Annotated in this window: 25 protein-coding genes; 12 read left to right on the top strand and 13 right to left on the bottom strand. The window is 66.5% G+C overall.

Annotation, left to right across the window (positions count from 1 at the left end):
* The first annotated feature begins 53 nt into the window (after positions 1-53).
* The 4 genes from RPPS3_RS01110 (at position 54) to RPPS3_RS01095 (ending at position 4,156) form a co-directional block, all read left to right on the top strand.
* Positions 54-836 carry a succinate dehydrogenase iron-sulfur subunit gene (locus RPPS3_RS01110; RefSeq protein WP_011155784.1) on the top strand — a complete coding sequence of 261 codons (783 nt, stop codon included), beginning with the start codon at positions 54-56 and terminating at the stop codon, positions 834-836.
* Between the two features lie 238 nt (positions 837-1,074).
* Complete coding sequence (locus RPPS3_RS01105; protein WP_107342465.1) at positions 1,075-1,563, top strand: pyridoxamine 5'-phosphate oxidase family protein; 489 nt, start codon at positions 1,075-1,077, stop codon at positions 1,561-1,563.
* On the top strand, positions 1,564-1,824 hold the full coding sequence (locus tag RPPS3_RS24710) for a hypothetical protein (RefSeq protein ID WP_107342464.1): 261 nt from the start codon (positions 1,564-1,566) through the stop codon (positions 1,822-1,824).
* A gap of 268 nt (positions 1,825-2,092) precedes the next feature.
* Complete coding sequence (locus RPPS3_RS01095; protein WP_107342463.1) at positions 2,093-4,156, top strand: OmpA family protein; 2,064 nt, start codon at positions 2,093-2,095, stop codon at positions 4,154-4,156.
* 78 nt (positions 4,157-4,234) lie between these two features.
* Here RPPS3_RS01095 and RPPS3_RS01090 read toward each other — a convergent pair whose 3' ends face one another.
* Together RPPS3_RS01090 and acs are read right to left on the bottom strand one after the other, a co-directional pair.
* Positions 4,235-4,762 carry a L,D-transpeptidase gene (locus tag RPPS3_RS01090; protein ID WP_107342462.1) on the bottom strand — a complete coding sequence of 176 codons (528 nt, stop codon included), beginning with the start codon at positions 4,760-4,762 and terminating at the stop codon, positions 4,235-4,237.
* Between the two features lie 386 nt (positions 4,763-5,148).
* A complete protein-coding gene (gene acs / locus RPPS3_RS01085) occupies positions 5,149-7,092 on the bottom strand; it encodes an acetate--CoA ligase (RefSeq protein WP_164573511.1) in 1,944 nt (647 codons plus the stop codon).
* A gap of 385 nt (positions 7,093-7,477) precedes the next feature.
* On the opposite strand from acs, the gene RPPS3_RS01080 reads away from it, so the two are divergent.
* Positions 7,478-8,569 carry a DNA topoisomerase IB gene (locus RPPS3_RS01080; RefSeq protein WP_107342460.1) on the top strand — a complete coding sequence of 364 codons (1,092 nt, stop codon included), beginning with the start codon at positions 7,478-7,480 and terminating at the stop codon, positions 8,567-8,569.
* A gap of 9 nt (positions 8,570-8,578) precedes the next feature.
* Here RPPS3_RS01080 and RPPS3_RS01075 read toward each other — a convergent pair whose 3' ends face one another.
* The gene (locus RPPS3_RS01075) at positions 8,579-9,547 is read right to left on the bottom strand and encodes an RluA family pseudouridine synthase (RefSeq protein WP_107342459.1); all 969 of its coding nucleotides are present in this window, start codon (positions 9,545-9,547) and stop codon (positions 8,579-8,581) included.
* Positions 9,548-9,575: 28 nt separating this feature from the next.
* On the opposite strand from RPPS3_RS01075, the gene ftsY reads away from it, so the two are divergent.
* Positions 9,576-10,523, top strand: a complete 948-nt coding sequence (gene ftsY / locus RPPS3_RS01070; RefSeq protein ID WP_107342458.1) for a signal recognition particle-docking protein FtsY — start codon at positions 9,576-9,578, stop codon at positions 10,521-10,523.
* Complete coding sequence (locus RPPS3_RS01065; RefSeq protein WP_164572158.1) at positions 10,520-11,137, top strand: septation protein A; 618 nt, start codon at positions 10,520-10,522, stop codon at positions 11,135-11,137. Before ftsY ends, RPPS3_RS01065 begins: the two co-directional genes overlap by 4 nt.
* A gap of 128 nt (positions 11,138-11,265) precedes the next feature.
* Here the strand turns inward: RPPS3_RS01065 and RPPS3_RS01060 are convergent, their stop codons facing one another.
* From RPPS3_RS01060 to ccmA, 6 genes are all read right to left on the bottom strand, one after another.
* Positions 11,266-11,649 (bottom strand): ComEA family DNA-binding protein, encoded by a 384-nt coding sequence (locus RPPS3_RS01060; RefSeq protein WP_107342457.1) that lies wholly within the window; start codon positions 11,647-11,649, stop codon positions 11,266-11,268.
* 140 nt (positions 11,650-11,789) lie between these two features.
* On the bottom strand, positions 11,790-12,386 hold the full coding sequence (locus RPPS3_RS01055; protein WP_107342456.1) for a DsbE family thiol:disulfide interchange protein: 597 nt from the start codon (positions 12,384-12,386) through the stop codon (positions 11,790-11,792).
* Positions 12,387-12,402: 16 nt separating this feature from the next.
* Complete coding sequence (gene ccmD, locus RPPS3_RS01050) at positions 12,403-12,576, bottom strand: heme exporter protein CcmD (protein WP_107342455.1); 174 nt, start codon at positions 12,574-12,576, stop codon at positions 12,403-12,405.
* Positions 12,576-13,310 (bottom strand): heme ABC transporter permease, encoded by a 735-nt coding sequence (locus RPPS3_RS01045; protein WP_107342454.1) that lies wholly within the window; start codon positions 13,308-13,310, stop codon positions 12,576-12,578. Before RPPS3_RS01045 ends, ccmD begins: the two co-directional genes overlap by 1 nt.
* A 92-nt stretch (positions 13,311-13,402) precedes the next feature.
* On the bottom strand, positions 13,403-14,071 hold the full coding sequence (ccmB, locus tag RPPS3_RS01040) for a heme exporter protein CcmB (RefSeq protein WP_107342453.1): 669 nt from the start codon (positions 14,069-14,071) through the stop codon (positions 13,403-13,405).
* Positions 14,068-14,670, bottom strand: a complete 603-nt coding sequence (gene ccmA, locus RPPS3_RS01035) for a heme ABC exporter ATP-binding protein CcmA (protein WP_107342452.1) — start codon at positions 14,668-14,670, stop codon at positions 14,068-14,070. The genes ccmB and ccmA overlap by 4 nt, the downstream gene beginning before the upstream one ends.
* A gap of 215 nt (positions 14,671-14,885) precedes the next feature.
* On the opposite strand from ccmA, the gene acnA reads away from it, so the two are divergent.
* From acnA to RPPS3_RS01020, 3 genes are all read left to right on the top strand, one after another.
* Positions 14,886-17,603 carry an aconitate hydratase AcnA gene (gene acnA / locus RPPS3_RS01030; protein WP_107342451.1) on the top strand — a complete coding sequence of 906 codons (2,718 nt, stop codon included), beginning with the start codon at positions 14,886-14,888 and terminating at the stop codon, positions 17,601-17,603.
* Positions 17,604-17,771: 168 nt separating this feature from the next.
* The gene (locus RPPS3_RS01025) at positions 17,772-18,527 is read left to right on the top strand and encodes a DUF1223 domain-containing protein (RefSeq protein WP_107342450.1); all 756 of its coding nucleotides are present in this window, start codon (positions 17,772-17,774) and stop codon (positions 18,525-18,527) included.
* 402 nt (positions 18,528-18,929) lie between these two features.
* Positions 18,930-19,298, top strand: coding sequence for a DUF2794 domain-containing protein (locus RPPS3_RS01020; RefSeq protein ID WP_107342449.1), 369 nt, complete (start codon positions 18,930-18,932; stop codon positions 19,296-19,298).
* A gap of 149 nt (positions 19,299-19,447) precedes the next feature.
* On the opposite strand, the gene RPPS3_RS01015 is transcribed toward RPPS3_RS01020, so the two are convergent.
* The 4 genes from RPPS3_RS01015 to RPPS3_RS01000 form a co-directional block, all read right to left on the bottom strand.
* Entirely contained in the window at positions 19,448-19,999 is a 552-nt protein-coding gene (locus tag RPPS3_RS01015) for a GNAT family N-acetyltransferase (protein ID WP_107346373.1), read from the bottom strand.
* Between the two features lie 253 nt (positions 20,000-20,252).
* A complete protein-coding gene (locus tag RPPS3_RS01010; RefSeq protein WP_011155766.1) occupies positions 20,253-21,044 on the bottom strand; it encodes a Bax inhibitor-1/YccA family protein in 792 nt (263 codons plus the stop codon).
* Between the two features lie 340 nt (positions 21,045-21,384).
* Positions 21,385-23,955, bottom strand: coding sequence for an ABC transporter permease (locus RPPS3_RS01005; protein WP_107342448.1), 2,571 nt, complete (start codon positions 23,953-23,955; stop codon positions 21,385-21,387).
* Positions 23,956-23,958: 3 nt separating this feature from the next.
* Positions 23,959-24,702, bottom strand: a complete 744-nt coding sequence (locus tag RPPS3_RS01000) for an ABC transporter ATP-binding protein (RefSeq protein WP_107342447.1) — start codon at positions 24,700-24,702, stop codon at positions 23,959-23,961.
* Here RPPS3_RS01000 and RPPS3_RS00995 point away from each other — a divergent pair.
* Positions 24,701-25,396 (top strand): arylesterase, encoded by a 696-nt coding sequence (locus tag RPPS3_RS00995; protein ID WP_234820057.1) that lies wholly within the window; start codon positions 24,701-24,703, stop codon positions 25,394-25,396. The two genes, RPPS3_RS01000 and RPPS3_RS00995, sit on opposite strands and share 2 nt — an antisense overlap.
* A gap of 206 nt (positions 25,397-25,602) precedes the next feature.
* Positions 25,603-26,142, top strand: a complete 540-nt coding sequence (thpR, locus tag RPPS3_RS00990; RefSeq protein WP_107342446.1) for an RNA 2',3'-cyclic phosphodiesterase — start codon at positions 25,603-25,605, stop codon at positions 26,140-26,142.
* Positions 26,143-26,171 lie beyond the last annotated feature (29 nt).

Below are 26,171 nucleotides of genomic sequence, written 5' to 3'. Positions count from 1 at the left end.
GATGGATTGCCGGGTCAAGCCCGGCAATGACGCGCAGAGCCAGAGGCAACGAGATGGTTGAATTCGCACTTCCGAAGAATTCGAAGATTGTCGGCGGCAAGACCTGGCCGAAGCCGGAAGGCGCGACCGAGGTTCGTGAATTCCGCGTCTATCGCTGGAATCCGGACGACGGCAAGAACCCGAGCGTCGACACGTACTACGTCGACAAGCACGACTGCGGCCCGATGGTTCTCGATGGCCTGATCTGGATCAAGAACAACATCGATCCGACGTTGACCTTCCGCCGCTCTTGCCGCGAAGGCGTGTGCGGCTCGTGCGCGATGAACATCGACGGCGAGAACACGCTGGCCTGCACCAAGGCGATGGACGACGTTCGCGACGACGCGGTGAAGATCAACCCGCTGCCGCATCAGCCGGTGGTGAAGGATCTGGTTCCCGACCTGACCAACTTCTACGCGCAGTACGCCTCGATCCAGCCGTGGCTGCAGACCGTGACGCCGACCCCGCAGAAGGAATGGCGTCAGAGCCACTCCGACCGCGAGAAGCTCGACGGCCTGTACGAGTGCATCCTGTGCGCCTGCTGCTCGACCTCGTGCCCGAGCTACTGGTGGAACTCGGACCGCTTCCTCGGCCCGGCCGCGCTGCTGCAGGCGACCCGCTGGGTCGAAGACAGCCGCGACGAAGCCACCGGCGAGCGCCTCGACAATCTCGAAGATCCGTTCCGGATCTATCGCTGCCACACCATCATGAACTGCGCCAAGGCGTGCCCGAAGGGTCTCAACCCGTCGGAAGCGATCGCCAACCTCAAGCTGAAGCTGGTCGAACGCCAGATCTGACGCGCGCAAGTTATCGTCGATACCAACGGCCGGGCGAGAGCCCGGCCGTTTTGTTTTGATCGCGGATCTCTCCGTCGTCATGGCGAGCGAAGCGAAGCAATCCAGCCCTTTGCACGAGGTTTCTCGCTTGCTTCGTCGCTGCGCTCCTCGCAATCACGGCGCAGCCTCGTCGCCTCGCCCCCGCGGAACATCGCCGCAAAGCGATCGTTATCGCCGCTGACGAACAAGGGAGAGCGAGATGGCGGCGACGATGAACGAAGGCAATGCGCAGCACGCCTGGGATCTGATGAAGAAGATCACCTTCGCGATGCTGGCGACGCGCGACGGCGAAAAGATCCGCTCGCGCCCGATGGCCGCCTATGTGAGGCCCGAAGAAGGCGCGATCTATTTCCTCACCGACGTCCGTCGCCACAAGGATGAGGAGATCGCGCAAGATCACCACGTCAATCTCGGCTTCGCCAACGCCAGCGCGCAGAAGTATGTCTCGGTCACAGGCTACGCGGCGATTAGCAACGACCGCGCCAAGATCAAGGAGCTGTTCGGCACCGAGGCCAAGGCGTGGTGGGACAGCCCGGATGATCCAAACATCCGTGTGCTCAAGGTGACGCCGGAGGAAGCCGAGTATTGGGATTCGCCCGGCACCCTGGTGAGCTACGCCAAAATGATGGTGGCGGCTGCGACCGGCGGCCGGCCTGATCTCGGCGAGAATGCCAAGGTGGCGATCTAAATGGCGCCCGGCGAGCCTCAGGAAGTCCCGAACAATCCCGGACCCGCGACGCCTCCGCCGGAGGTGCCGCCGAGCACGCCTGGTACGCCGACCGAGCCGCCGCTGGAGCAGCCGCCGGGAAATCCAAATCCGGATATCCCACCGCCGATCACTGAGCCGGGCGCGCCACCGCCGCCGGACGAACTCCCTGGACAGATGCCGGACGAACTGCCGGTGCGATCGCCTCCCGGTCCCGGCGCTCCCAATCCTGGCGTGGCGTGAGGTCGGCGCTCGCTGATCGTCAGGACGTCACCGCGCGCGTGTTAGTACGCTGTGTACCAAGCAACGATCTGTCGCCGTACTGCTTATCCCGGTCCTGAACTCCTGATGAATACCGCCGCGTTCGAGCCTCGCACGCGGCGGAATTTTTTCTTCTCGGCTGAAGCCGGTTGCCACAATTGAGCCTCACGCCTTGTCGTTCATCGGAACACGGCGGATCAAGTTCGACTGCGTCGCGCGACATCCGCCTGCTCCATTGAGGGTCTGTTTGATGACGAAGCTAAATGTTGCACTGCTCGCGACCACGGCGCTGACGCTCGGGTCGCTGATCGGTCATCCCGCGGCGGCCGAGAGCGCGTCCGCACCGATGCGGCTCGCGCAAGCGGTGCAGGGCGGCCCAGCGCCGGCCCCGTCCGAGGAAAAGAAGAAGGAAGAAGCGCCGGCCCCGCGCCCTGTGCCCGCGCCGCCCAAGGCAGCTCCGCCCCCGCCGCCGCCTCCCCCGGCCGCTGCCCCGCCACACGCTGCTCCCCCGCCGCCGCCGCCCGCCCCGCCGAAGGCTGCGCCGCCACCGCCACCTCCTCCGGCTGCCGCCCCGGCGCCCGCTCCTAAGCGCGCCGAACCGCCGCCACCTCCGCCGCCGAGCCACAGCGCTCCGCCGCCGGCTCCCCCGCATGCGGCACCGCCGCCTCCGCCGGCTCCGAAGCCCCCGGCTCCGCCGACGGCTGCGCCCGCAGAGCGTCCTGCTGCGCCCCCGCCCGCCGCTGCTACGGGCCGTCCGCCCGCGCCGCCGGCCGGCGAACCGCCGCAGCGTCGTGGCCCGCCGCCCGGCGCCACTCCGCCGAACGCAGCCGCTCCGGATGCTGCCAAGCAGCCGCCCGCCGGTGAAGCGCCTCAACGCCGTGGCCCGCCTCCCGGCGCGCCGGGTGCTACCCCGCCGAATGCAGGTGCACCGGGAGTGACTCCGCCTTCGGGGGAAGCGCCCCGCCGTGGCCCGCCGCCACCGCCCGCTTCTGCCAATCCGCCGCCCGCCGCCGCGCCGACGCCGGCCCCCTCGGCTCAGCCGCAAGCTGCGCCGACATCGCCGAATCCGTCGGGTCCAGCCGTTGCGCCAGGCGCTCGTCAGCCGGGTGAACGGGGCCCGCAACCGGGCGCTCCTGCGGGCGGTCCGCCGCCGGTGCCGAATCATGCCGGTCCGGGTGCTCCCGGCGCCGGCCCGGCTGTTGCCCCGCCGCCCGGCCAACCGCAGCCGGCTCAGCCGCAGCCCGGTCAGCCGCCGGTGCCGAATCACGCCGGTCCCGCTGTCGTGCCGCCGCCACCTCCGCCGCCGGCCGTGACGGCGCCAATCCCTGCCGCGCCACCGCCGCCGCAGGCGCTGACTCCCATCGCTCCCGGCGCGCAGGCGCCCGGGCCGCGCAACCTGTCCGACTTCCGTAGCCAGCGCCGCGAGGTCAACGAGAACGGACGGATCGTGATCACCGAGCCGGGTCGTATCATCGTGCGCGACCCGAGCGGTCAGGAGTTCATCCGCCATAACGAGGTGGATCGCTTCCGCTACGGCGCGCGCGACATCCGGGTCGACGATCGCGGCGACGAACGGCGCACCATCGTGATCCGTCCCGATGGCAGCGAGATCATCAATGTCACCGGGCGCGACGGTCAGCTGCTGCGGCGTATTCGCCGCGACCGCGACGGCCGCGAGATCATCATCATCGACAACAGCTACGGTCCGCGCGACCGGGCGAACTTCTATGTCGACCTGCCGCCGCCGGTGATCCGGATTCCGCGCGATCGCTACATCGTCGACTACGAGGACGCATCGCCGGAGCTGATCTACGAAACCCTGGAAGCACCGCCGGTCGAACGGATCGAGCGTCGCTACACCATGGACGAGATCCGCTATAGCCCGGCGGTGCGACAGCGGATGCCGTCGATCGACCTCAACACCATCAACTTCGACACCGGCTCGTGGGACATCCCCCCGGATCAAGCTGCGAAGCTGCAGGTGATTGCGGACGGTCTCAACCGGGCGATCCAGCGTAACCCGCGTGAGGTGTTCCTGATCGAAGGCCACACCGATGCGGTCGGCAACGACACCGACAATCTGTCGCTGTCAGATCGTCGCGCCGAGGCGGCTGCCGCACTGCTGACTCAGCAGTTCGGGGTGCCGGCCGAGAACCTGACCTCGCAGGGTTATGGCGAGCAGTATCTGAAGATCCAGACCCAGGCTCCGGAGCGTCAGAACCGCCGCGTCACGATCCGGCGCATCACGCCGCTGCTCAATGGCGGTCAGGCCTCGCTGCCGCCGCCGCCTCCGGGCGTGGCACCGCGGCGCTGAGCCGACGCGGAACCTCACGACAACAAAAAAAGCCGCGGACCCGTCCGCGGCTTTTCCTTTTTGCCTGGGCTGTTGTGCTCAGCGCATCACCACCACCTGAGTGCCGACCGGGACGCGCTCGTACAGATCGGTGATGTCGTCATTCAGCATCCGGATGCAGCCATAGGACACGAAACCGCCGATCGACTGCGGCCGGTTGGTGCCGTGGATGGCGTATTCGCCGCCCGCCAGCGTCATCGCCGCGACGCCCATCGGGTTGGCGGGCGATCCGCCCGGGATCACGTCCGGGATGGTCGGGACATCGCGCTTGACGTCGGCCGGCGGAGCCCAGGCCGGATTGCGATACTTGCCGTCGATTTTGGTGGTGCCGGCCCACTGCTTGCCGGCCTTGCCGACGCCGACCGGATAACGCACCGCGTGGCCCGGCTCGACCACCAGGTACAGCCGCCGCTCGCCGGTCCTGACCACGATCGTCCCCGGCGAATAGTCGCCGCGGAAGACGACCAGATCGGGCCGCGCCTCGGCCCGCGGCGCGGTCAACACGCCGGCGCCCGTGAAGACCGCGACCGCCATGGCCAATTTCGCCGAACGAGATCCAAAAGACATTCAGTCTCTCCAGTTTCCTCGCACCGGACAGCTTCGCTCCGGCGCCCCTCAGCGCCCGCGATGGTCGCAGCGTGAACTAACCAACAGGTGTGTGCTGGACGACCGAAAAAATGAACGCGGGCGTACCATTGAAGAAAAATCCGGGGAACAAAGTAAATGTCCAGCAAACAACACCCGCCGGCAAAATGGCCGCGGGGCCGCGTTCATCGCTCGGATGTGATCGAATCAGCACAGGTTGACCGGATCGAAAAACGCCCCGACGCCGCTGTGTATCGACGTCCACGTGATCCCGGCGCGCATTCCCGCCAGACGCGAAAAGGCCCCGCCTGCGAATCACAGGCGGGGCCTTTGGAGAGTGGATACGTCGCTGGGCTCGGTTAGCCGGCCTAGTGGTGCTTGTTCTGGCGATGCTCGACCAGATCGTCGACCACCGCGGGATCGGCCAGCGTCGAGGTGTCGCCGAGCGAGGACGGCTCGTCCTCGGCGATCTTGCGCAGAATCCGGCGCATGATCTTGCCGGAGCGGGTCTTGGGCAGGCCGGGCGCGAACTGGATCAGGTCGGGCGAGGCGATCGGGCCGATGTCCTTGCGGACCCAGGCGACCAGCTCCTTGCGCAGCTCCTCGGTCGGCTCTTCGCCGGCCATCAGAGTGACGTAGGCGTAGATGCCCTGGCCCTTGATGTCGTGCGGATAGCCGACCACGGCTGCTTCCGACACTTTGGGATGAGCCACCAGCGAGGATTCGACCTCGGCGGTGCCCATGCGGTGGCCCGAGACGTTGATGACGTCGTCGACCCGGCCGGTGATCCAGTAGAAGCCGTCGGCGTCGCGCCGGCAGCCGTCGCCGGTGAAGTACTTGCCCTTATAGGCCGAGAAATAGGTCTGCTCGAACCGGGCATGGTCGCCGTACACGGTGCGCATCTGGCCCGGCCATGAGCGGGCGAGGCAGAGGTTGCCGGTGCATTCGCCCTCCAGCACGTTGCCCTCCGGATCCAGGATCTCGGGCACCACGCCGAAGAACGGCCGTGTCGCCGAGCCGGGCTTCAACTTGGTGGCGCCGGGCAGCGGGGTGATCAGGATGCCGCCGGTCTCGGTCTGCCACCAGGTGTCGACGATCGGGCAACGGTCCTCGCCGACGACGCGGTGGTACCACTCCCAGGCTTCCGGATTGATCGGCTCGCCGACCGAGCCGAGCAGGCGGAGCGACTTGCGCGAGGTCTTCTTCACCGGCTCGTCGCCGGCCTGCATCAGCGCGCGGATCGCCGTCGGCGCGGTGTAGAAGATGTTGACCTTGTGCTTGTCGATGACTTCCCAGAACCGCGAATTGCTCGGGTAGTTGGGCACGCCTTCGAACATCAGCGTGGTCGCGCCGTTGGCCAGCGGTCCATACAGAATGTAGCTGTGGCCGGTGACCCAGCCGACGTCGGCCGTGCACCAGTAGATGTCACCGTCGTGGTAGTCGAAGACGTACTGGTGCGTCATCGACGCGAACACCAGATAGCCGCCGGTGGTGTGCAGCACGCCCTTCGGCTGACCGGTCGAGCCCGAGGTGTAGAGGATGAACAGCGGGTCTTCGGCGTGCATGTGCTCGACCGGGCATTCGGTCGTCACCATCTCGGCCGCTTCGTGGTACCAGAAGTCGCGGACGTCATCCATTTCGACCGCGGCGCCAGTGCGCTTGACCACCATCACCCAGTCGACGCCGTCGCACTTCTTCAGGGCCGCGTCGACATTGGCCTTCAGCGGCACCTTGCGGCCGCCGCGCAGGCCTTCGTCGGCGGTGATCACGATCTTCGACTTGCAGTCGTTGATGCGGCCCGCGAGGCTGTCGGGCGAGAAGCCGGCGAACACCACCGAGTGGATCGCGCCGATCCTGGCGCAGGCCAGCATCGCGAACGCGGCTTCCGGGATCATCGGCAGATAGATGGTGACGCGGTCGCCTTTGCCGACATTGCGGTTGCGCAGGATGTTGGCGAACTTGCAGACTTCGTCGTGCAGCTCGCGATAGGTGATGCTGCGCGACTGCGAAGGATCGTCGCCTTCCCAGATGATCGCGACCTGGTCGCCGCGCTTGTCGAGGTGGCGGTCGATGCAGTTGTAGGCGGCGTTGAGAACGCCGTCCTCGAACCACTTGATCGAAACATTGCCGGGCGCGAACGACCAGTTGTCGATCTTGGTCGGCGCCTTGATCCAGTCGACCCGCTTGGCGTGCTCCGCCCAGAATCCGGTCGGATCCGTCACCGAGCGCTCGTACATCTGGCGATATTTGGCGTCGTCGACGAAGGCGCGGCTCGCCCACTCTGCGGGCACGTCGTAGATCTTCTCGGACATTTGTTCCTCCACAAAAACGCGGTCGATGCCGCACCCGCCGTCGGTGCTCGACCGCAACCCCGCTGCAACCGGCGACTCACCCGCCAACGAGTCTGGCTTCGCCGATCGTTGATCCTGCGATCCGGGCGAAGTCATGGAAACGCTACGGGGGAGCATCGCCGGTGAAGAGACGTGCGATCGTCTCAGCCTCCGGCTGTTGTTGTTGAGACAATTATGCGTCGGCCCGCCGGGCCGCGACAAGCGGTGCAGTCATCCGACTTTCGGCGCTGATCGCGCGCATGTGCAGAGCCGTGATCGCGATGCGTGCGCCGCGGCGGCGCGCCTGCCGGAACGAGTGTGGGGCTGGCGCATTAGCGATGGGCTCTGGCGCGGGAATGTTAACGGCATGATCGATCGGCAGAATTTCGAACTTCCCGAAACCGTGACGGACTCGGGCAGCACGGCCGGAGAGCCGGTCAGTGTTGCCGAGCTTGCCGAAGACCTCGGTCTGCATCTTGGCGAAGTCGATCATCTGACGATCCGCCGCATCAAGCGCGGCAAGCGCTGGCAATATCTGCGCGCCGATGGTTCGCAGGTGAAACAGCAAAGCACCATTCGTCGGCTGAATGCGCTGGCGGTGCCGCCGGCCTACCAGGATGTCCGCTACGCCGCCGATCCGGCCTCGCATCTGCAGGCGGTCGGCCGCGATGCGGCCGGTCGTCTGCAATACCGTTACCACTCGGATTGGGAGAAGGTCAGAGAAGCCCGCAAGGCGCATCGGTTGGCGCAGCTTGTCGGAGCGCTGCCGAAGATCCGTCGCGCCGTTGGCAAGCACCTGTCGGGTGATGAGCCGACCCGGGAGTTTGCGCTTGCGGCGGTCATCGAACTGATCGCCCGCACAGCGATCCGGCCCGGCAGCGAGTCCTATGCGCGGCTCAACGGCACCCGCGGCGCCGCGACGCTGCTGAAGTCCAACGTGGCGATCGAGGACGACTGCGTGACGCTGTCGTTCAAAGCCAAGGGCGGCAAAGCGGTGCGCAAGGAATGCGGCGCGGCCCGGCTGGTGCGGGCTATCGGCATCTTGCGCAAGCTGCCGGGCAAACGGCTGTTCCAATACGTCGGTGTCGACCGGGAGGTGCATCCGGTTTCGACCTCTCAGGTCAACGTCTTCCTGCGCGACCTCGCCGGCATCCGGATTTCGCTGAAGGACTTTCGCACCCTGATGGCCTCGGCGGTGGTGCTGGAATCGCTGGCGCGGATCGAGCCCGCGACCAGCGCCCGCGGCCGCCGCAAGCAGGTGCTGGAGGCGGTGCGGATGGCCGCCGACGAGCTCGCCAACACCCCCTCGATCTGCCGCAAAAGCTATGTGCACGCCACCATCGTCACCGCGTTCGAGGACGGCATTCTCGAACGGTTCGCTTCGACCCTGAAGGGCACCCGCTCCCAGGCTAAGCGCGAACAGCTGCTGGCGCAGGTGGTGATGGCGGCTGCAGCCTGAGGCCGCCCGTCAGTTCGGTGTCCAGCCGCAGGCAGCGAGCCGCGGGTGCATATGCGCGGGCGGCGGCGCGGTGACCACCACCGGCGGTTTGTTACGTGACAGCGGGATGACGATCTCGCGGGCATGCAGATGCAGCCTCGGTTCGCCGAACCGCGGGCCGTTACCGTAGATGTTGTCGCCGAAGATAGGCCAGCCCATCGCGGCGCAATGCACCCGCAGTTGATGGGTTCGGCCGGTGATGGGCTCGAGCGCCAGCCAGGTGAGGTGCGTCGGCGGAGTCGCACCGGATTTGGCGCCCGGCTTTCGAGACAGATCGTCACTCTCTGCCCGAGCAGAGTGAACTCCCTCTCCCGCTTGCGGGAGAGGGTTGGGGTGAGGGCGCCCCAAGGATGGCGTCTCGTCGTGGACCCCCACCCCCGACCCCTCCCCGCAAGGGGCAGGGGAGCCGCTTGCCGCGGCGCCGGGGGACGGGGCGGATGCTGCGGACGCGATCCTCGCGGCGGTCGGCAAAACTCCCGACCGCCCCATCACCCGCCACTTCGTCAGCGACGGCAGCCCTTCCGGATCGACCTTCTGCCACCAACCGCGTTCGGCATTGAGCTTGGCGATCGGCAGGTCGATGCTGCCTTCGTCTTCGGCCGGGCCGCCTTCGACGATCGCCCAATAGGTCTTGGAAATCCGCGAATGCTTGAACAGCAGCCCGAGCGTGGCGGTGGCCTTGCGGTGGCGGCCGAGCACCAGGCAGCCGGAGGTGTCGCGGTCGAGCCGATGTGCCAGCACGGGCGGGCGCGGCAAACCGTAGCGGAGCGCGTCGAACGAAGCCTCCAGATTCGGACCGCCTTTGGGCCCGCGATGCACCGGCAGGCCCGGCGGTTTGTCGATCACCAGCATCAGCCCGTCGCGATACAGCACGCGCGCCTGGATCTCCTCGGGGGTCAGTTCCGGCGGCTCGAATTGATCTGGGTGGCTTTCGTTCATGGCGCGAAACGGCTAACACAGCGCCCTGATGAGCGACACTCCGGAAAATTCGAAACAGAGCTGGTGGCGACGGCTTTCCAGCGGACTGAAGCGCACCTCGAGCTCGATCGGGACCGCGCTGTCGGAATTTGTTTCCAAGCGCAAGCTCGATCGGGCGATGCTCGAGGAGATCGAGGACGTGCTGCTGCGCGCCGACCTCGGCACCGAGGTGGCGGCGCGGATCGCCAAGGCGGTCGGCGAGGGCCGCTACGACAAGATGATCTCGGCCAGCGACGTCAAAGAGATCGTGGCCGCTGAGGTCGAGAAGGTGCTGGCGCCGGTGGCGCAGCCGCTCGACATCGACGCCGGCAAGAAGCCGTTCGTGATCCTGATGGTCGGGGTCAACGGCTCCGGCAAGACCACCACCATCGGCAAATTGTCGGCGCGGTTCGCTTCCGAGGGCCACAAGGTGATGCTGGCTGCCGGCGACACCTTCCGGGCCGCGGCGATCGATCAGCTCAAGGTCTGGGGCGATCGCACCGGCACCCCGGTGGTGGCCGGCGCCCAGGGCTCGGACGCGGCAGGCCTCGCCTTCAACGCGCTCACCGAGGCCAAGCAGCAGGGCCGTGACGTGCTGCTGATCGACACCGCCGGCCGGCTGCAGAACCGCACCGAGCTGATGAACGAGCTCGAGAAGGTGGTGCGGGTGATCAAGAAGGTCGACGCCACCGCGCCCCATGCGGTGCTGCTGGTGCTCGACGCCACCGTCGGCCAGAACGCGCTGTCGCAGGTCGAAGCCTTCACCAAGACCGCCGGCGTCACCGGCCTGGTGATGACCAAGCTCGACGGCACCGCCCGCGGCGGCATCCTGGTGGCGATCGCCGAGAAGCACAAACTACCGGTGCACTTCATCGGCGTCGGCGAAGGCGTCGACGATCTGGCGCCGTTCACGGCGCGGGATTTCGCCAAGGCGATCGCCGGCACGGAGGCGGCATGACGGACGACCTGCTGAAGCCCAACCGGCCGCACCCGCTGTTCAAGCTTGCGACCGAGCTCGGGCCGCTGCTGGTGTTCTTCATCGTCAACGCCAAGTTTCATCTGTTCGCCGCGACCGGCGCCTTCATGGTGGCGGTGGTCGCCGCCGTGATCGCGTCCTACGTCGTCACCCGTCACGTGCCGGTGATGGCGCTGGTCACCGCCGTCGTAGTGCTGGTGTTCGGCACCCTGACGCTGGTGCTGCACGACGAGACCTTCATCAAGATGAAGCCCACCATCGTGTACGCGCTGTTCGGCGCGGTGCTGGGCGGCGGGCTGCTGTTCGGCCGCAGCTTCATCGCCATCATGTTCGATCAGGTGTTCAACCTGACGGCGGAAGGCTGGCGCAAGCTGACGCTGCGCTGGGCGCTGTTTTTCTTTGCGATGGCAGTGCTGAACGAAGCGGTATGGCGGACGCAGTCGACCGACTTCTGGGTCAACTTCAAGGTGTTCGGCGTGGTGCCGCTCACCATGCTGTTCGCGCTGCTGCAGATGCCGCTCACCAAGCGCTACGCGGCCGAGCCCGCCACGCTCGAACAGAGCGCCGCCGACGAAGGCGACGTGTCGGGGCGCTGAGTCTGTTTGGCCCCAGGTCGTCATTGCCGGGCTTGACCCGGCAATCCATCCTCTTCTGGTGATGGATGCCCGGGTCAAGCCCGGGCATGACGTGTTACTTCGGGGCAGGCGCCCCGGCCTCACTTCGATTATTTCTGCTTGGCGATGATCTTGTCCTTGATGCCGTCGTAGGTCTTCTGCGGCACGATCTTCTTCTGCACCAGCTCGTCCTTGCCCTTGTAGGGCCGGCCCTTGATGATCGCGGCGGAGTAAGCCTTGCCGACGCCGGGGAGCGCGTCGAGCTGTTCGGCGGTCGCCGAGTTGATATCGAGCAGCTCGACCTTCTCCGACTTCGCCGGTGCAGCCGCCTTGGTTTCGGCTTTCGGCGGAGGGGCCATCTTGTCGGATTTGGCGGTCGGCGGCGTGGCCGGCTGTGGTGCCTGCGCCATCGCGGGTGCGGAGACGAGCAAGCCCAGCGCGACGGCAGCGGCGAGCGGGGCGAGCGTGAGACGACGGAAAGTCGAGGTACCCATCGGATGTCCCTCCAAAGGACGTTGTTAGTAACGCCCGAAGCTCATCCGGGATTCATGGCGCCGCAATGGCGGCGCGATGAACGGCCGATAAACGGTCCGATTTATTTTCGAGGGCTTTTTTAGCAGTGCTAACAGGTCGGTCAGCTCTGCGGCGCCGCCAGCGCCTTGCTGATTTCCGGCTTCAGCACCTTCTCGATGTTGTCCGGGGTGATCGGCCCGACCAGCTTGTAGGCGATCTTGCCGTCGCGCCCGATCACGAAGGTCTCCGGCACGCCGTACACCCCCCATTCGATCGCGGCACGCCCGGAGGCATCGACGCCGACGGCCGCGAACGGATTGCCGTACCGGCCGAGGAAGCGGCGGGCATTGTCGGGCTTGTCCTTGTAGTCGATCCCGACGAGTTGAATGCGGGTGTCCTGCGCCAACGTCATCAGCAGCGGCGCTTCGTCATGGCAAGGTACGCACCACGATGCCCAGACGTTGACGACGCTGACCTTGCCTTTGAACATCGCCGGATCGAGACCCGCGACCTGGTTGCCGTCACGGCTCAAGCCCTCCAGCGGCGGCAGCGGGGTCTGCGGCGCCGGCCGGCCGATCAGGGCCGAGGGGATCCGCGACACGTCGCTGTCGCCGAGCCGAAACCAGAACAACACCGCCAGCCCGGCGAACAGCAGCGCCGGCAGCACCACCAGCCAGGAGCGGCGCTTCGGCGAGGCGGGATCGAAGGTGTCGCTCATGATGATCCGTGGGTTGTTAGTCATCGGTGGCGCTGCGGCCGGAGCGGCGGACGGCGCCGCGAGCCTCGAGATCGCGCAGCCGCGCCTTCTGCTTGCGATAGTCCAGCACCACCCAGCCAATCAGCAGCAGCACCACGATCGCGGTCGCGGCGTAGGACGAGACGATGAAGTCCGCGTATTTCCCGAACATCACGCTGCCTCGGCCCGGCTGGCCTGCATCATCTGCAGCGAGCGCACCCGCCGGCGCAGGATCTCGTTCCGCATCGCCGCCAGATGCAGCGTCAGAAACAGCAGCGAAAACCCGATCGCGGTGACCAGCAGCGGGACCAGGAACGCCTTGTCGAGCGTCGAGCCGCCCATCCGCACCACCGAGGCCGGCTGGTGCAACGTATTCCACCAATCGACCGAGAACTTGATGATCGGCAGGTTGATGGCACCGACTAGGGTCAGCACGGCGGCGGCGCGGGCGGCGCGGGACGGGTCCTCGACCGCGCGCCACAGCGCGATCAAGCCGAGATACATCAGAAACAGCACCAACATCGAGGTCAGCCGGGCGTCCCATTCCCAATAGGTGCCCCACATCGGCCGGCCCCACAGCGAGCCGGTGACCAGCGCCAGGAATGTGAAGGCCGCGCCGATCGGCGCCGCGGTCTTGGCCGCGACGTCGGCGAGCGGATGCCGCCACACCAGCGTGCCGAGCGAGGCGACGCTCATCACCCCCCAGACGAACATCGCCAGCCAGGCGTTCGGCACGTGCACGAACATGATCTTGACGGTGGCGCCCTGCTGGTAGTCGTCGGGCGCCAGCATGCCCTGGGTCAGCCCCGCCGCCAGCGCCAATGCGGTCGCGGCCGCCAGCCAGGGCAGCAAGCGCCCCGCGAGCGTCAGGAACCGGGTCGGATTGGCGAGTTCGGTCAGCTTCATGACGTTCCTGATAATGGCCGGGACCCGCACAGGCAATGACGTGACGCAGGTCGGCGGCGACTTCCGAAGGAGTTGATCGGCGGTGATTCGCCCTAATCCAGCCCCTGGCGCAGGCTGGCGGCGGCGGCGAACGGGCCGATCACCAGGCTGAGCAGCGAGATCGCGCACAGGATCGAGAACGGCGTGCCGAACGACACCGGGCCGACGATCGCCGCCTGCGAGGCGGAAACGCCGAAGATCAGCACCGGGATCGACAGCGGCAGCACCAACACGGCCAGCAATAGGCCGCCGCGGCGCAGCGTCACCGCCAGCGCGGCGCCGATCATGCCGGTGAAGGTCAGCGCTGGGGTACCGGCCAGCAGCGTCGCCATCACGGCGAGCGAGGCGCTGCCGTCGAGGTTGAGCAGCAGGCCCAGCACCGGGGTTGCCACGATCAGCGGCAGGCCGGCCGCCAGCCAATGCGCCAGCGCCTTGGCGGCGCAGGTCAGCTCCAGCGGGGTCCGGCTCATCACGATCAGGTCGAGCGAGCCGTCCTCGGCGTCGGCGGTGAACAGCCGGTCGAGTGTCAGCAGGCTGGCGAGCAGCGCGCCGAGCCACAGGATCGCCGGCCCGAGCCGCTTCAAAAGCGCAAGGTCGGGGCCGACCGCGAACGGCATCAGCACCACCACAGTGAGGAAGAATAATACGCCGATCAGCGCCCCGCCGCCGACGCGGAGTGCGATCTTGATATCGCGGCGAATGATGGCGCCGAGCGCGGTCATGTCGCGGCTCCGATCCGCTGCTCGCGCACCGGAATGCCGAGCGGCGCGTGGGTGGCTGCGACGATGATGCCGCTGCGGGCGAGGTGATCCTGCATCAGGCCAACGAACAGCTCCTGACCTTTGACGTCGAGCGCCGAGGTTGGCTCGTCCAGCAGCCAGATCGGCCGCCGCACCACCAGCAGGCGGGCGATCGAGAGCCGCCGGCGCTGGCCGGCCGACAGATACGCCGCCGGCAGTTCGGCGGCGTGGCCGAGCCCGACCGCCGTGATGGCGGCGCTCAGATCGGTGCGCTCGCCGCCGAGAAAGTCGCGCCAGAAGCCGAGATTTTCAGCGACGCTGAGCGACGGCTTGAGCGCGTCGCGGTGGCCGAGATAGTGCGCCTGTTCGGCGACCGGCGTATCTGGTTCCCCGCCGTCGATCGTGATGGTTCCACCCTCAGGTGTCAGCAGCCCGGCGATCAGCCGCAGCAGCGACGTCTTACCGGCGCCATTATGTCCGATCAGCGCCAGCGCCTCGCCGCCGCTCGCCTCGAAGGCCAGTCCGGCGAATACCTCGCGGCCACCTCGTACACACCGTAAGTCGCGCCCCGACAGCCGCATGCATCCCAACCTGTTCCGCTCCGGGATCGGAACGGCCTGCTCACAAATCGATGCGCTCGCCTGTCATTGTCGAACTGGCGGCGCAATTGGAAAGGTTCTATAAGCCGGAACTTGATGCAGCACACGATCGGCGCCTGCAAGCCGGACGGCCTGCCCCTCCGGAGCCAGCATACAAGCTCGCCCAATCGAAAACGATAATCTGGGACCCGCCTTACATGACCTCGCTCGACAGCTTCAAATGCCGGAAGATCCTCAAGGTCGGCAGCAAGTCTTACGTCTATTACAGCCTGCCCACCGCCGAGAAGAACGGCCTGAAGGGGATTTCCCGTCTGCCCTACTCGATGAAGGTGCTGCTGGAAAACCTGCTGCGCAACGAGGACGACCGCACCGTCAAGAAGGCGGACATCATGGCGGTCGCCAAGTGGATGCGGAAGAAGGCGCTGGAGCACGAGATCGCATTCCGCCCGGCGCGCGTGCTGATGCAGGACTTCACCGGCGTGCCGGCGGTTGTCGATCTGGCGGCGATGCGCAACGCGATGCAGAAGCTCGGTGGTGATGCTGAGAAGATCAATCCGCTGGTGCCGGTCGACCTCGTCATCGACCACTCGGTGATCGTCAACTTCTTCGGTAACAACCAGGCTTTCAAGAAGAACGTCGCCGAGGAGTACAAGCAGAACCAGGAGCGCTACGAGTTCCTGAAGTGGGGCCAGAAGGCGTTCTCGAACTTCTCGGTGGTGCCGCCCGGCACCGGCATCTGCCACCAGGTCAATCTCGAGTACTTGGCGCAGACGGTCTGGACCAAGAAGGAGAAGATGACGATCGGCCGCAAGACCGGCACCTTCGAAGTCGCCTATCCGGACACGCTGGTCGGTACCGACTCGCACACCACCATGGTCAACGGTCTCGCCGTGCTCGGCTGGGGCGTCGGCGGCATCGAGGCGGAAGCTGCGATGCTCGGCCAGCCGCTGTCGATGCTGCTGCCGGAAGTGGTCGGCTTCAAGCTCAAGGGCGCGCTCAAGGAAGGCGTCACCGCCACCGACCTGGTGCTCACCGTCACCCAGATGCTGCGTAAGCAGGGCGTGGTCGGCAAGTTCGTCGAATTCTTCGGCCCGGGCCTCGACAACCTCTCGGTCGCCGACAAGGCCACGATCGCCAACATGGCGCCGGAATACGGCGCGACCTGCGGCTTCTTCCCGGTCGACGGCGAAACCATCGATTACTTGAAGACCTCGGGCCGTGCCTCGGCGCGGGTCGCGCTGGTCGAGAAGTACAGCAAGGCGCAGGGCCTGTTCCGCACCTCCAAGTCGCCGGACCCGGTGTTCACCGTGACGCTGACGCTGGACCTCGCCACCGTCGAGCCGTCGATGGCCGGCCCGAAGCGCCCCGAAGGCCGCATCGCGCTGTCGTCGGTCTCGGAAGGCTTCGCCACCGCGATGGCCAACGAGTACAAGAAGGCGCTCGACGGCGCCCGCTACAAGGTGGAAGGCCGCAACTTCGATCTCGGCCACGGCGACGTGGTGATCGCGGCGATCACCTCGTGCACCAACACCTCGAACCCGAGCGTGCTGATCGGCGCCGGTCTGTTGGCGCGTAACGCCGCGGCCAAGGGCCTCAAGGCGGCGCCGTGGGTGAAGACCTCGCTGGCCCCGGGCTCGCAGGTCGTCGCCGAGTATCTGGCGAATTCGGGTCTGCAGAAGGATCTCGACAAGGTCGGCTTCAACCTCGTCGGCTTCGGCTGCACCACCTGCATCGGCAACTCCGGCCCGCTGCCGGAAGAAATCTCGAAGTCGATCAACGACAACGGCATCGTCGCCGCCGCGGTGCTGTCGGGCAACCGCAACTTCGAAGGCCGCGTCTCGCCGGACGTGCAGGCCAACTACCTAGCCTCGCCGCCGCTGGTGGTCGCCTACGCGCTCGCCGGCTCGGTGACCAAGAACCTCGCGGTCGATCCGATCGGCACCGGTAAGGACGGCAAGCCGGTGTACCTGAAGGACATCTGGCCGAGCACCAAGGAGATCAACGCCTTCGTCAAGAAGTACGTGACCTCCAAGATCTTCAAGGCGCGCTACGCCGACGTGTTCAAGGGCGACACCAACTGGCGCAAGATCAAGACGGTCGAGTCCGAGACCTACAAGTGGAACATGTCGTCGACCTACGTGCAGAACCCGCCGTACTTTGAAGGCATGACCAAGCAGCCGGAGCCGATCACCGACATTGTCGACGCCCGCGTCCTGGCGCTGTTCGGCGACAAGATCACCACTGACCACATCTCGCCGGCCGGTTCGATCAAGCTGACGTCGCCGGCCGGTAAGTACCTGACCGAGCGTCAGGTGCGCCCGGCCGACTTCAATCAGTACGGCACCCGCCGCGGCAACCACGAAGTGATGATGCGCGGTACCTTCGCCAACATCCGCATCAAGAACCACATGCTGAAGGGCGCCGACGGCAACATTCCGGAAGGCGGCCTGACCAAGCACTGGCCGGACGGCGAGCAGATGTCGATCTACGACGCCGCCATGAAGTACCAGGAAGAGAAGGTGCCGCTGGTGGTGTTCGCCGGTGCCGAATACGGCAACGGTTCGTCGCGCGACTGGGCCGCGAAGGGCACCCGTCTGCTCGGCGTTCGCGCCGTGATCTGCCAGAGCTTCGAGCGCATCCATCGCTCGAACCTGGTCGGCATGGGCGTGCTGCCGCTGACCTTCGAAGAGGGCACCTCGTGGGCCTCGCTCGGCCTCAAGGGCGACGAGAAGGTCACGATCCGCGGCCTCGAAGGCGACCTGAAGCCGCGGCAGATGCTGGAAGCCGAGATCACCTCGGCCGAGGGCAAGCGCAAGCGCGTGCCGCTGCTGTGCCGCATCGATACGCTCGACGAACTCGATTACTACCGCAACGGCGGTATTCTGCACTACGTGCTGCGCAAGCTCGCGGCCTAACAGCCGCGATCTTCGTCGATAGGCGCAGAATGCCTCACTGCGAAGTGAGTGGCAGGTGAACGGAAGGCGGCCTATGCAAATGGCCGCCTTTTCGTTTTAAGGCTCCTCGATGGATGGCGGCGCGCCGCCGTCCCGAAGCATTCGGCAAAGGCGGTTCGGCAAACGACGATGAATGGTGTTGGTGGATTTTCGCGGTGGTCCGGCGCACTCGGCCTGTGCGTGACGATCGCGACGGCCGATCTTGCTGCCGCCGAGCCCCGCGCCGTGGTCGAGCTGTTCACCTCGCAAGGCTGCTCGTCCTGTCCGCCGGCGGACAAAATCATCGGCGAACTCGCCCGCGATCCGTCGGTGATCGCCCTCAGCCTGCCGATCGACTATTGGGACTATCTCGGCTGGAAGGACACCCTGGCCGACTCCCGTTTTACCGCTCGCCAGAAAGCTTACTCGCAAGTGCGAGGCGATCGGGACGTGTTCACCCCGCAGGTGATCGTCAATGGGTCGGCGCACCTTGTCGGCAGCAACCGCGCCGGCATCGAGGGCGCGATCAAGACCACCGACAAGACCGCCGGGGTGATGACCGTGCCGGTCTCGGTGGCGGTCGAAGGCAAAGAGATCAAGGTCTCGGTCGCCGCGGCGCCCCAGGGCGAGACGACCAAGAGCGGCGAAGTCTGGATCTGCGCGGTGTCCAAAGCGATCCCGATCGAGATCGGGCGCGGCGAGAACCGCGGCCGGCACGTCACCTACCACAACGTGGTGCGCAATCTGCTGAAGGTCGGCGATTGGACCGGCGCGGCGGAGCACTGGACGGTGCCGCTTGAGAACGTCGTCGGTGACGGCGTCGATGCGGCGGCGGTCTACGTGCAGAACGGCAGCCGTGAGAAGCCCGGCGCGATGCTCGGGGCCGCGTTCACGTCGCTGAACTGATCGTCTGCCGGGTGCGATCTGGCGGAAATAGCCAGAGCTGCTTTGCGCGCTTGGCTGCGCGCTTCCCGACTGGGAGCAAGCCGGCCCCTCAAAACAAAAAAGGACCAACTTGCGTCGGCCCAGGAGGGGGATCGAGGTTCTGCGTACAGGCCCGATCCCGACTGCTTCGGGGGGCTGGGGGCTGAGGAATCCGAAGCCGAAGGGACCGGGCCAACGCAGTGATAGTGTTATTGCAAGCGGGCTTGGCGGGCGCTGGGCGAAAATCGGGCGGCAATAAGAATTCGGCTAACGAAGGCGTGAGCCGCGTGCGCAAGGGCGCTGTTTCGGCGCCTGCTGCTTTCGGTCCCCTTGCGGCCCGTCGCCGGCGGCGCAATCATGTCAGCGTCGTGACAGGAGGCGCCGATGGATATGATTTCCGGGGAGGCTGACCCCAGCGAGAGCCGCGCAGCGGAGCGCCCAGGCACCGCACCGCTGCAGGGACTGGTTACTTTCAACCGCCTGGAGCTCAATCGCATCCTCAATCTCTATGGCCGGATGGTCGCGGCCGGCGAGTGGCGCGATTACGCCATCGACTTCCTGAAAGACACTGCGGTGTTCTCGATCTTCCGCCGCGCCTCGGAAGTCCCGATCTATCGCATCGTCAAGGATCCGCGGCTCGCCCGCAAACAGGGCGCGTATTGCGTCATCGGCGCTTCCGGCCAGATCCTGCGCCGCGGCCATGAACTCGAACGTGTGCTGCTGGTGATCGACCGCAAGCTGGCGCTGGTCTGACCTGAGCTGCGGCGGAGCCGGGGCGAAGCGTCTCGGTGGCCCCCCGCGTCATCGCTCGGCTTGTCCGGCGACCCAGTATCCCAGAGCGCCAGTGATCAGCGTCAACTCTCTCGAATACTGGGCCCTCCGCTTTTCGGAGGGTTACGGCATTATGGGCTGTTCGGCAGCGCTTCTGCTTCGGGCACCGTCTGCCCGCCGTCCCCCAGCGTCCGCTGCATCAGCACCGAGTCCAGCCAGCGACCGAACTTGAAGCCGACGTCGGTATGGGTGCCGATCGGCACGAAGCCGCCTTTGCGGTGGAGGGCGATCGAGGCGGCGTTGGCGGAATCGCCGATCACCGCGATCATCTGGCGGAAGCCGCGCTCGGTGCATGCGGTGATCAGGTCACGCAGCAGCGCGCTGCCGATGCCGCGGCGGTGGGCCGCCGGATCGAGATAGATCGAGTTCTCGACCGTGAACCGATAGGCCGGCCGCGGCCGGTAGGGGCCCGCATAGGCGTAGCCGGCAATCGCCCCGTCCGCCTCCGCGACCAGATACGGAAAGCCGGCTTCGGTCAGAGTGCTGAACCGCCGCGTCATCTCGGTAAGGTCGGGCGGGCTCAGCTCGAAGGTCGCGGTGCCGAACCGCACCGCCTGCTCATAGATTGCGGTGATGGCCGGCAGGTCGGCGGTGATCGCCGGGCGGATGACGAGGTCGGACATGTGAAATTCGGACTCGGAGCGGATCGCCAATCTCAGCGTCATACGCGGGCTTGACCCGCGTATCCATCCTCTTCGCCATGACGCTTGGCTGGCTTGCAGGAGGCTGCCTGCAGCAGGATGGATCGCCGGGTCGAGCCCGGCGATGACATCTGACATGCGAAGCGTCCTGCTGCTCCCGGCGGTCCCGGTCCGTCAAAACAAAAGCCCCGGCGCTGGGCCGGGGCTTCGAGCTGTCAGGTCTGGGAGGAGACCGTTATTCCTTCTGTCCGAGCAGCTGAAGCAGCAGCGTGAACAGGTTGATGAAGTTCAGGTAGAGCGACAGAGCGCCGGTAATGGCAGCCCGCTCGGCGACGTCGCCGCCCATCGAGCCGTAGCCGTAGATGTAGTCGTTCTTCAGGCGCTGGGTGTCCCAGGCGGTCAGGCCGGCGAACACCAGCACGCCCACCACCGAGACGATGAACTGCAGCATCGACGAGGCGACGAACAGGTTCACCAGGCTGGCGATCACGACGCCGAACAGGCCCATGATCAGGAACGAACCCATCCCGGTCATGTCACGCTTGGTGGTGTAGCCGTAAAGGCTCAGCGCACCGAACGCGGCCGCGGTGATGAAGAACACCCGGACGATCGAGGTGTGGGTGTAGACCAGGAAGATCGACGACAGCGAGATGCCCATCAACGCCGAGAACGCCCAGAACAGAAGCTGTGCGGTCGCCGGCTTCAGGCGGTTGATGCCGAAGGAGATGACAAACACCATCGCCAGCGGGGCGAGGATGAAGACCCACTTCAGCGGGCTGACGAACATCGCCACGCCGAACGAGGTCAGCATGGTGTTGCCGACCCGCGCGGCAGCCGCGCCGGCGTCCGTGGTCACGGCGCCCATATAGACGCCGAGCGCCGCCAGGCCGGTGATGGCCAGGCCGATCGTCATGTAGTTGTAGATGCGCAGCATGTAGGCGCGCAGCCCGGCGTCGACGGTCGCGGTTTCGACGCGTCCGGCGGCCCGGCCGAAGGGAGAAGTGTAGTTGCGGTCCAAGTCCGACATGGTCGAGATCCCGAGTTGGTCTGGCCGGTCGCGAAGGGTGGCGAAAGCCAGTACTAATTTATCCGGACGGTGGCGAAGAATGTGCGCTTAAAGTTGAGCCAAGATCCCAGTCAGGACCCAAAATTAACGTCTGTTCATCGAGCCGTCCGACCCATGCTGATATGTGGGAAACTAACACGGACGGGGCAAGCTTTAATGCGCGGCTGAATGTCGCTCCGCTCTGAAGGGTAAAGAAATCGGCGTCCGACCTTGGTCGAAAATGGCCATTTCCCAGTCGTAACAGGACCCGCCAGAGCGGTGCGCCAGCGCGCCGCGCCGCCCGTTCCGCCGGCGCTGCATACTATAAATTTCGCAAAACGGAAGCTGGTTTCTGGTTGAGCGCCAGCCACGTGCCGATCAGTCCGAGGCCGACCGTGACCACCAGAGCGGCCACCACCACGCCGGCCGCCGAGCCGGCCTGCCAGGCGAAACTCAGCGTCATTAATCGTGTGACAATCAGCCACGCGGCGACCGAGCCCGCCAGCACGGCGAACGCCGCGGTGGCGAGACCAATCAGCGCATATTCGAGCGCAAAGGCGCCGATCAGCCGTCCCCGGGTGGCGCCCAGCGTCTTCAGGATCACCGCGTCATAGACCCGGTGGCGATGGCCGGCAGCGAGCGCGCCGCCCAGCACCAGGATGGCGGAGATCAGCGTCACCGCGCTGGCGCCGCGCACCGCCAGCACCAGGTTCGACACCACGCCGCCGACCGTCTCCAGCGCTTCGCGCACCCGCACCGAGGTCACCACCGGAAACCGGTCGGCGACCTGCTTGATCACCGCGGCGTCGCTCTGCGGCGTGCTGCCGCTTTCGGTCAGCGTGGCGATGTGGGTGTGGGGCGCGCCGCGGAAGGTGTCCGGTGAAAACACCAGGACGAAATTGATCCCGAGGCTCTGCCAGTCGATGCTGCGCAGGTTCGAGATCGTGGCGGTGATCTCGCGGCCGAGCACATTGACGGTGACCTTGTCGCCGATCGACAGCCCAAGTCCCTGCGCCAGCTTCTTGTCGAACGACACCAGTGGCGGTCCGCTATAGTCCTTGGGCCACCAACGTCCCTCGACCACCTTGGAACCGGCCGGGACATCGGCCGCATAGGTCAGGCCGCGATCGCTCTGCAGCACCCACTCGGCGTCCGGCGCCGGCTTGAGGTCTTCGGCGCGAACGCCGCGCGCGGCGACGATCCGGCCGCGCAGCATCGGCACGTCTTCCAGCGTGGCGTTCGGCGCGATCTGGCGCAGGAATGTGCCGAATTGATCAGTCTCGCTGGAGGGGATGTCGATGAAGAAGAAGGTCGGTGCCTTCTCGGGCAGCGCAGCGCTAAACTGCCGCCTCAGGTTACCGTCGATCTGCGAGACGGTGACCAGCACCGCAAGGCCGAGACCCAGCGACAGGACCACTGATGGTGTCAGCGCACCGGGGCGGTGAATGTTGGCGACGGCGAGCCGCAGCATAGTGATGCGCGACCGCGGCAGCCGGCGCGCGATCGCCATCAGTCCGGCGGCGACGCCGCGCAGCAGCACGAAGATCGCCAGGGTGGCGCCGATCACGGCCAGCGCAACGCGCTTGTCGTAGGCGAGCCCGATCACCACCGCGAGCAGCACCGCGACGACCGCGGCGATCAAGGCGATGTGCTTCAGCCGGGGGCGATGGCCGTCGGCGGTCGCGGCCTCGCGGAATAGCATCGCCACCGGGACGTCACGCACCTGCGCCAGCGGCCACAATCCGAACGCCAGTGCGGTGAGCAGGCCGTAGACCAGCGATAGCGCCAGCTCACCGGGATGCAGCGCCGCCACCACCGGCAGCGGGAGTAACTGCCCGAACAGTCCAACCAGCGCGAACGGCATCGCGGCGCCGAGCGCCAGCCCGATCGCCGCCCCGATCAGCGCGAGCACGATCACCTGGGTGAGATAGATCGCGAACACGTCGCGCCCGGTGGCGCCGACCGCCTTCAGCGTTGCGATCACGTCGCGGCGGCGATCAATATGGCTCTTCACCGCATTGGCGACGCCGACGCCGCCGACCACCAACGCGGCGAGGCCAACCAGGGTCAGGAATTGAGTGAAACGGGTAATGGTGCGTTCGAGCTGCGGCGAGGCGTTGCCGCGGGTGCGGATTTCCCAGCCGGCCTGCGGCAGTGCCGCGCGGGTGTCATCGACCAGCCGCTGCGCTGCGCGATCGTCCGTACCGTTGTCCGGCAGCCGGACCCGGTAGGTCCAGCGCACCAGGCTGCCGGGCTGCAGCAACTGGGTCGCGCGCAAGCCGTCGTCGCTGATCAAGAAGCGCGGACCGAAGCCGATATTGCCGGACAGCTTGTCCGGCTCGGCCGCCACTGCGCTGCGGATCTGGAAGGTGGCGCTGCCGATCGTAACCTTGTCGCCGATCTTCAGATCGAGCCGCGCCAGCAGGGCCGGATCGGCGGCTGCCCCAAAGGCATCGTCACGCCGGGCGAGCAGGTCGGCCACCGGCATCGGCGGTTCGAGTTTGAGTGCGCCGAGCAGCGGATAGGCGCCGTCGACGGCCTTCAGCTCGACCAGAGCCGAGCGGCCATCGTCGGTGCGTGCCATGCCGCGCATCGTGGCGGCGACCGAGACATCGCCGCGGCTGCGCAGGAACGCCACTTCGTTCGGCGTCGCTTCGCGCTGGATCAGCGAGAACGCGGCGTCACCGCCGAGCAGCGTGCGTCCCTCGCGGGCGAGCCCGTCGCCGAGGCTGGCTGCCACCGAACCGACGCCGGCGATCGCCATCACGCCGAGCGCGATGCAGGCGATGAAGACGTAGAACCCGTTCAACCCTCCGCGCATCTCGCGAAGCGCGTAGCGGAGTGGCAGCGACCACGAACGGATGCGGGGCGGCGTCTCGGTCAGGACCGTCATCGATCAGGCCGACCGTGCGCGTGCGGCGGAGCCCGGCTGTGTGGTGTCGATCCGGCCAGAGCGCAGTCGCACCACGCGGTCGCAGCGTTGCGCCAGCCCGGAATCGTGCGTGACCAACACCAGCGTCATGCCGCGCTCGGCATGTTTGGCGAACAACAGGTCGACGATCTGCTTGCCGGTGGTCTCATCGAGATTGCCGGTCGGCTCGTCGGCCACCAGGATCGCCGGATCGGGCGCGAGCGCGCGGGCGAGCGCGACGCGCTGCTGCTCGCCGCCCGAGAGCTGCGAGGGGTAATGATGCAGACGTTCGCCGAGACCGACCGAGGCGAGCTCGCGGGCCGCGCGATCCGCGGCACCAGCCTGACCGGCCAGCTCCAGCGGCACCGCGACGTTTTCCAGCGCCGTCATTGTCGGGATCAGATGGAAGGACTGAAACACGATTCCGATCTGGCGGCCGCGGAAGCGGGCCAGCGCGTCCTCGTCCAAACCATTGAATGAGGTGCCGCCCACCACCACCTGACCGCTGTCGGGCCGCTCCAGCCCGGCCATCACCATCAGCAGGGTGGACTTGCCGGAGCCGGACGGGCCGATCAGCCCGATCGTCTCGCCGGTGCCGACGCGCAGGCTGATATCCTTGAGGATGTGCACCCGCGCGGCGCCGCTGCCCAGCGACAGGTTGACGTTGGAGATCGCGATGCTGTCCGGCGCGCCGCCGGCCAATGACGAGGGTTCAATGAGACTGTCCATGGCTGCCTCATATGGCTATTCAATCGTGGCGGTCGAGGGGTGGGCGCGCACGATCGCGCTGGTCCTGGGACTTGGAATGATGGCGGCGCTGCCTGGACAAAGTGCGCGGGCCGAGACCGCCGCAAAGCCGCTGAAGGTGGTGGTGCTCGGGGACTCGCTGACCGCCGGCTATGGCCTGCCGGCTGCCGATGCGTTTCCGGCCAAGCTGCAAAAGGCGCTCAAAGCCAAGGGCATCGACACCGAGATGGTGAATGCCGGCGTGTCGGGTGATACGGCCAGCGGCGGCCTGGAGCGGCTCGACTGGTCGGTGCCGCCCGATGCCGATGCGGTGATCGTCGAGCTTGGCGCCAACGATGCGCTGCGCGGCACCGATCCGAAGGTCCCGCGCAAGGCGCTCGAAGAGATCCTGAAACGGCTGAAGGCGCGCAAGCTGCCGGTGCTGCTTGCCGGCATGCTGGCGCCGCCGAATTACGGCAAGGATTACGCCGCGCAGTTCGACGCGATCTACCCGGATCTCGCCAAGCAATACGACGTGCCGCTGTATCCGTTCTTCCTCGACGGCGTCGCTGCGGTGTCGAACCTCAATCAGGCCGACGGCATTCATCCGACCGCGGCGGGCGTCGACATTATCGTCGAGCGGATTTTGCCCAGTGTCGAGGCGCTGCTCCGCCCGCTCCTGGTGCAAAGCCGCTGAGAAAGCGGCAGTTCCGCCTTAAGGGCCGGATTGCCCTCAGCTTTCTGGGCCCCACGAGGGCTGCGCTGTAGCGCTGTTACACAAACGCGCTACACAATCGTATCGTTGATTCGCCGGACGTTTTGCGGACTGCCGTGCCCCACGCGGGACGGTCCCCACGATCGGGATAGGCAGCCGCAATCGGCCTCAGGTTCGAGGGTGTGCCGATGCCGCGTTTGTTTACGGGACTGGAGATTCCGGCCGAGATTGGCCAGACCCTGTCGAGTTTACGTGGCGGACTACCGGGGGCGCGCTGGGTCGATCCGGACGATTATCATCTCACCTTGCGGTTCATCGGCGACATCGACGGCGTCACCGCCAACGAGATCGCCTCGACGCTGTTTCGGGTCAATCGCAAGCCGTTCGAAGTCACGCTGCAGGGGCTGTCGAGCTTCGGCGGCAAGAAGCCCCGCGCGGTGGTCGCCTCGGTGGTGCCGTCAAAGCCGCTAATCGAGCTGCAGGCCGAACTCGAGCGGCTGATGCAGCGGGTCGGTCTCGATCCCGAGGGACGGAAGTTCACCCCGCACGTCACGCTGGCGCGGCTGCGCGGCGACGTTTCCAGCCGCGATGTCGCCGACTATCTGTCGATCCGCGGCTACTTCCCGTCCAAGGTGTTCAAGGCCGAGCGGTTCGTGCTGTATTCGGCCCGCGCTTCGACTGGCGGCGGCCCCTATATCGTCGAAGCGCCGTACGAGCTGAATGCCTGACCAGGCACCTCGTTATCGCGCATAGCTCT

The sequence above is a fragment of the Rhodopseudomonas palustris genome (genome assembly GCF_003031265.1).
Lineage (GTDB): Bacteria > Pseudomonadota > Alphaproteobacteria > Rhizobiales > Xanthobacteraceae > Rhodopseudomonas > Rhodopseudomonas palustris_H.
The sequence above is the reverse complement of the archived record's forward strand: the minus strand, read 5'-3'. Positions and strand labels throughout refer to the sequence as shown.